This is a genomic window from Vibrio sp. 1S139 (assembly GCF_041439475.1).
GTDB classification, from domain to species: domain Bacteria; phylum Pseudomonadota; class Gammaproteobacteria; order Enterobacterales; family Vibrionaceae; genus Vibrio; species Vibrio crassostreae_C.
In genome coordinates, this window is record NZ_JBGOOD010000030.1 from 52,236 (window position 1) to 58,863 (window position 6,628).

A 6,628-nucleotide genomic window follows, 5' to 3' on the forward strand; every position below is an offset into this window, starting at 1 on the left:
AAAGGTTAGCTACGTAAGCCAATACCCTTTGTCACTAGGTAGTGTGCAATGCCATACAACAGCACGATAAACACACCTAGTACGCCAAACGACGTCACGATCCCCACATCAGACACACCCAAGAAGCCATATCTGAACGCGTTAACCATGTACACGATAGGGTTCAACTTCGATACACCTTGCCAGAATTCAGGCAATAGACTGATCGAGTAGAACACACCACCAAGGTACGTCAGCGGCGTTAAGATAAAGGTTGGGATAATAGAGATATCATCAAACGTGCGTGCGAATACCGCGTTAATCAAGCCACCCAAAGCGAATACTACCGACGTTAAAAATACCGTCGCAATGATCACGCCCCAATGGTCAACTTGTAAGTCGACAAAGAACAACGACACGAAGGTTACTATGGTACCCACTAACAAGCCACGAACCACACCACCCATTACGAAGCCGGCGATAATCACGTAGTTAGGAACAGGCGCTACAAGCAGCTCTTCAATGTTCTTCTGGAACTTGGCACTAAAGAACGATGAAGCAACGTTGGAATATGAGTTGGTGATCACCGACATCATGATCAGACCGGGAACAATGTATTCCATGTAGCTAAAGCCGTTCATTTCACCAATACGCGCACCAATCAGGTTACCGAAGATGATGAAGTAAAGCGTCATGGTAATCGCTGGCGGCACCAGAGTCTGCACCCAGATACGAGTAAAGCGATTGATCTCTTTGGTCAACAAACTGCAGAAAGCGGTCCAATATAGGCTGTACATATTATTTACTCCCCTCACGGACGATACTCACAAATAGCTCTTCTAGACGGTTTGCTTTGTTACGCATAGAGAGGACTTTAACCTGTTGCTCGCTCAATTGAGCAAAGATGGTATTCAAACCTAGGTTCTTGTCGATTTCGATTTCTAGCGAGCCATTGACCATCACTTGGCTATTCACGCCTTCAAGCTTAGGTTCAGTCGTGCCCTCTTCCAGATCCAGAATAAAGGTCTCAGCACTCAATTTGCCCAACAGCGCTTTCATTGTTGTGTTCTCAATCAGCTCACCGCGATTGATGATACCAATGTTGCGACACAGCATTTCTGCTTCTTCTAGGTAGTGCGTGGTCAAGATAATGGTAATGCCCTGCTTCTCATTGATCTCTTTTAGGAATTCCCACATTGAACGACGTAGTTCAATATCAACGCCTGCTGTCGGTTCATCAAGGATCAACAAATGAGGTTCATGCATCAATGCACGCGCGATCATCAAACGACGCTTCATACCACCAGACAAGTTACGCGCGCGTTCGCCATGCTTTTCCCACAGATCGAGTTGAGATAGGTACTTTTTCGCTCGCTCTTTCGCTAATGCTTTTGGCACGCCGTAATAACCCGCTTGTTGCAGCACGATCTGTTCAACGGTTTCAAACGGGTTAAAGTTAAACTCTTGAGGCACAAGGCCTAAGTTCTGCTTCGCCAATTCCAGATCGGTATCAATGTCGTAGCCGAACACTTTAACCTTGCCTGACGTTTTATTTACCAGTGAAGAGATAACACCAATGGTGGTTGATTTACCCGCACCATTGGGACCAAGTAGTGCGTAAAAGTCGCCTTTTTCTACTTGTAAACTAACGCCCTTAAGAGCCTCGAAGCCCCCAGCATAAGTTTTTCTTAATTGCTCAATTTCTAATGCATACATAGAGATAGACTGCCATTTGCTATAGATAAGATGTAGACGACCGAGCTTGAGGAAGAGAGTAATGCTTAAAACGAGCTAGCAGAAAACTAACCCAAACTTGTTAACTCGGCCATTTTGCAAACAAGTTTATCGTTGATTGACGATTAATACAAATATCGTGTGAGAGTTTCTTTCGAAAACAAATAAGCGTCTTGGCTAGGTGAAGACTAAATCAACGTTCAATAAATATAAAAATGCCGCTAAGTGATTCACTTAACGGCATTAATGATCAGTCTTGAAGTGAGCGTCTATGGCTTATTCATATCAGCTTATTACTGAAAAATTAAACTGACTCAAATTGATGCTCATCTCTGTCGACATAGCTTGTTGCTGCCGTCAGGGCTTCATATCTGAATCGATAAGTGTTGGATTCAGGTACTAGGTCAATCACGTGGAACTTCTCTAGTTGTTGACGAGTATTCTCATTAGGACACAGCAGATACACCTCACACTGCGCATCCAATGCATCTTTAATCGCATTCTCTAGCGCTAGGCCAACAGTGACATCAATCATAGGTACATCTGTCAGGTCTAGAATCATCGCTTCATAGTCAGAGATACTTGAGTGCTGACGTGAAATCGCCTTTGAAACGCTGAATATCATCGGCCCTGATAGGTAGAAGAATAGCACCTTACCATTGGCACTATCGAGTAACTGACGTTCGCTATCAGTCAATGGGATATCGTCTTCATCATCACCATCACTGATCGCCTTAACTTGTCTGGCTTGCTCTCGGCTCAATCTTTCAATAATCAGAATATTCGAGATAAACACACCCAGTCCAACGGCAATAATCAAGTCAACAAACACAGTCAATAGCATCACGCCGTACATCACGCCCATGCCGGCATAGCTAACCTTGTGCGCGCGCTGGATAAAGCTCCAATCTAGGATATTGAAACCAACATACATCGCGATACCAGCCAGCACTGCCATAGGAATCGGTTCTGTTAAACCACCTGCAACCAATACCACGAGCGCAAGTACTAAAGCTCGAATAACACCTGAAAGCGGAGAACGCGCTCCCACCTGAATATTGGTTACAGTCCCCATAGTGGCACCCGCGCCAGGTAGTGCACCAAACAGGCCAGAGATCATATTGGCAATGCCTTGGCCACGAAGCTCTTTGTCTGAGTCATGCTCTTTACGAGTCAATGAATCTCCGATAACCGCGGTCAAAAGCGTATCAATACAACCTAATGTACCAAGCACCAAGGCATCGATAACCATAGTAGTAAACTGTTCAGCGCTGATCGTAGGGATAACGAGGGAAGGTAAACCAGCTGGGATTTCACCAATACGGCGAATAGAGTCGGTATCAAAAATAATGACGGACAAGAGCGTTACAGCCACTAACGCGACCAGTTGAGCAGGCACATACTTACGATACTTAGCGGGGAAGCCAAAAAGAATACCGAGTGTCAGAGCACCTAGAAATAGCTCACTCACTTTTAAGTTTGCTAGCGTATCAGGTAAAGCAGAGAGCGTGCCCATTACACCACCGGATGGAGCGGCATGCCCTAACAATGGAGACAGCTGCAAGATAATCAGAATAACGCCAATGCCCGACATGAATCCGGAGATCACGCTATATGGCATCAAAGTGACGTATTTTCCTAGCTTTAACGTACCAAGTAATATCTGGAATGCACCGGCCATCATCACGACAGTAAAGGTAATTGCCATACCCGTTTCAGGATATTTAGCAACCATACTCGTCATTACGGCAGTCATGATCACCGTCATCGGGCCGGTAGGTTCAGATATCAAACTACTCGAACCGCCAAACAATGCTGCAAATAGGCCAACCATAATGGCGCCCCACAAGCCAGCTTCAGCTCCCGCGCCAGAAGCAACACCAAATGCCAATGCTAAAGGTAACGAGATGATGGCTGTAGTTACACCGCCAAACATATCCCCTTTGAGATTGATATCCGTAAAACGACTTCCAAACAAAACACACCTTCCTGATGATGAAATGACAAACCTTATCACTTTAGCAAATGTATCAAGTGTTCAGAAAGTGTTAATTCAATCACATTATTCATGTCTTATAACCGGATTATTGATAGTGGGCTAAGTTTATGATTTTCCGTACTAGAACACGTCAGATGAGTACATTTTGACGCAGTTTTTACGAGATTGAATTTGTAACATTGTGTATAGTTAAGCATCTTAATTGAGGGATGTAAGAAGCAAGATGCCAGAAATAAAACAGCTTTTTGAGAACAATTCCAAATGGTCTGAAGAAATTCGCTCTGAAAGACCTGAGTATTTTACAACGCTTGAAGAGGGTCAAAGCCCTGGTTTTCTATGGATAGGTTGTTCAGATAGCCGAGTTCCAGCCGAGCGCCTGACTGGCTTATATTCTGGAGAACTGTTTGTTCACCGAAACGTGGCCAACCAAGTGGTTCATACAGACCTAAACTGTCTATCTGTTGTTCAGTACGCAGTAGATGTGCTTAAAGTGAAACACATTATTGTCTGTGGTCACTACGGTTGTGGCGGTGTTAACGCGGCGATTGATAACCCTAAACTTGGTCTTATCAACAACTGGTTACTGCACATCCGTGACAATTACCTAAAATACCGCAAGCAAATCGAGGGGCTTCCTCGTGAGCAATGGGGTGACAAGTTATGCGAAATTAACGTCGCAGAACAGGTTTATAACCTAGGTAACTCAACCATTATGCAAAATGCGTGGGAGCGTGGCCAAGACGTTGAAATCCATGGTGTGGTTTATGGTATTGGCGATGGCAAGCTACAGGACCTTGGCGTACGTTGCTCAAGTAACGATACTTTAGAGAACAGTCACTTAGATGCATTAAACAAGATCTTAACGACGCCTCTTCTTAGTCAACAAAGCTAACCCATTCCGTCATATATACAAAAAGCCCGCATCAAGCGGGCTTTTTAATGACTTCTAAACCACAAGCGTAATGATTACTCTTGAGGTACTACCTTACCGATGTACGGTAGGTGACGATATTTTTGTGCGTAGTCGATACCAACACCAACAACAAACTCGTCTGGGATCTCAAAACCAATCCATTTTGTATCGACAGTCACTTCACGGCGAGAAGGCTTGTCTAATAGCGTACAAATTTCGATAGACTTAGGACCACGTAGGCTCAGAATCTCTTTTACTTTAGTCAGCGTGTTACCTGTATCGATAATATCCTCTACAAGTAGAACGTCTTTACCTTGGATATCATCATCAAGATCTTTCAAAATACGAACATCACGTGAGCTTTCCATGCCGTTGCCGTAGCTAGACGCGGTCATGAAATCAACTTGGTGAGTTAAATCGATAGCACGAGCAAGATCTGCCATAAAGACAAAAGATCCACGCAATAAGCCAACTAAAACTAGATCTTCACTACCGTTGTAGTGTTCCGTGATCTGTTTGCCTAGTTCGTTCACTCGATCCTGAACTTCTTGCTCAGAGATCATGACTTCAACTGTATGCTTCATACTGCTCTCATTCTATTTGGTGATTGCGACGAATGTTGACAGTTTCGTCAGTTGTGTCGCTCAATTTTGTGCGTAAGTCTAGCACTGCTCAAATACCCACACCACCTTATGGTTCGAATTTACTGTCAGATTCTCCACGAAATGTGCGCTGGTGCCTTATCCAATACTCGTCTCCTTTCACATCAATGTGGATCACGCTTTATGTATCAAGTTTGATGTAACTGTCTATAAAACAAGCTGAAAGGATTGACCATTCGCATATGCACCATTACACTCATCTTGGCTTAAATAATAATAAAATCATTAATATAAAAATTTCGTTGGCAAGGAAAATAAAATGGACTCAATATCTAAGAGACCTAGAACTAGGCTTTCACCTTTAAAAAGAAAACTTCAATTGATGGAAATCGCTCTTGAGGTATTCTCTCGCCGCGGCATCGGTCGTGGTGGACACGCTGATATTGCAGACATCGCTCAGGTGTCTGTCGCAACGGTATTTAACTACTTCCCAACCCGTGAAGATCTGGTTGATGAAGTACTAAATCACGTTGTACGCCAATTCTCTAACTTCCTTTCAGACAATATCGATCTGGATATTCACGCAAAACAAAACCTACATAATATTGCGACTGAAATGGTGACGTTAGTGGCTCAAGATAGCCATTGGTTAAACGTGTGGTTCGAATGGAGCGCTTCGACTCGTGATGAAGTATGGCCGCTATTCGTAACAACTAACCGCACTAACCAAATGTTAGTACAAAACATGTTTAGCAAAGCGATTGAACGCGGCGAAGTCTGTGACGATCACGACCCTAAACATCTAGCGAATCTATTCCACGGCATTTGCTACTCGCTATTCATCCAAGCGAAACGTGTAGAAACGCCAGAAGAGCTTTCAAGCTTAACGGATAGCTACTTGAACATGCTGTGCATTTATAAGTAGATTTGAAATTCGGTCTTCGAAAAAAACTTAGGGATTGGCGTATTGCGTCAATCCTTTTTTGTTTTTAGCACTCGCTCTTCGTATCCCGGAGCGCAGCGTACTCGCATCTCGGAGTGATACCAATCCGGAAAATTAACTGATCAGGTCAATCCAATCTCTTGTACACATTTTTGTGACGCGATCTTTGCACTCAAGAAATCCATTCCAAGCGCTACAGACCTTCGAAACAATATCGTTATAATCAATGAAGTTTTGGTTTGCTAGATAGTGTTGCCTTAACCAACTCCACACTTGCTCTATAGGGTTAAGCTCTGGTGAGTATGGCGGCAATTTGATAATACTGACATTATCAAATGGGTTAGCAATATCATCGGTATGCCATCCTGCGCCATCCATTATTACCACTGAATGACGGTCTTTTTCTGTGACTTTAGATATCTGCTCTAGATGGTTTATCATGATGTCTTTGTTAACCC

General features: G+C 43.6%; 7 protein-coding genes. 2 read left to right on the top strand and 5 right to left on the bottom strand.

Annotated features, from left to right (window positions below; all coding sequences use genetic code 11):
• Nucleotides 1-5: 5 nt before the first annotated feature.
• From ACED46_RS11965 to ACED46_RS11975, 3 genes are all read right to left on the bottom strand, one after another.
• A complete protein-coding gene (locus ACED46_RS11965) occupies nt 6-776 on the bottom strand; it encodes an ABC transporter permease (RefSeq protein ID WP_010435987.1) in 771 nt (256 codons plus the stop codon).
• Between the two features lies 1 nt (nt 777).
• A complete protein-coding gene (locus ACED46_RS11970; RefSeq protein WP_371721517.1) occupies nt 778-1,695 on the bottom strand; it encodes an ABC transporter ATP-binding protein in 918 nt (305 codons plus the stop codon).
• A 322-nt stretch (nt 1,696-2,017) separates the two neighbouring features.
• Nucleotides 2,018-3,649, bottom strand: coding sequence for a SulP family inorganic anion transporter (locus ACED46_RS11975; RefSeq protein ID WP_371721519.1), 1,632 nt, complete (start codon nt 3,647-3,649; stop codon nt 2,018-2,020).
• Nucleotides 3,650-3,935: 286 nt separating this feature from the next.
• On the opposite strand from ACED46_RS11975, the gene can reads away from it, so the two are divergent.
• Nucleotides 3,936-4,604 carry a carbonate dehydratase gene (gene can / locus ACED46_RS11980; protein WP_017063246.1) on the top strand — a complete coding sequence of 223 codons (669 nt, stop codon included), beginning with the start codon at nt 3,936-3,938 and terminating at the stop codon, nt 4,602-4,604.
• A 74-nt stretch (nt 4,605-4,678) separates the two neighbouring features.
• Here the strand turns inward: can and hpt are convergent, their stop codons facing one another.
• The gene (hpt, locus tag ACED46_RS11985) at nt 4,679-5,209 is read right to left on the bottom strand and encodes a hypoxanthine phosphoribosyltransferase (RefSeq protein ID WP_017059438.1); all 531 of its coding nucleotides are present in this window, start codon (nt 5,207-5,209) and stop codon (nt 4,679-4,681) included.
• Between the two features lie 337 nt (nt 5,210-5,546).
• Here hpt and ACED46_RS11990 point away from each other — a divergent pair, with 337 nt between their 5' ends.
• A complete protein-coding gene (locus tag ACED46_RS11990) occupies nt 5,547-6,152 on the top strand; it encodes a LuxR/HapR/OpaR family quorum-sensing transcriptional regulator (RefSeq protein ID WP_019824386.1) in 606 nt (201 codons plus the stop codon).
• 132 nt (nt 6,153-6,284) lie between these two features.
• Here ACED46_RS11990 and ACED46_RS11995 read toward each other — a convergent pair.
• Nucleotides 6,285-6,628: transposase (locus tag ACED46_RS11995; RefSeq protein ID WP_371721518.1), on the bottom strand; the 344-nt coding region annotated here is incomplete at its 5' end.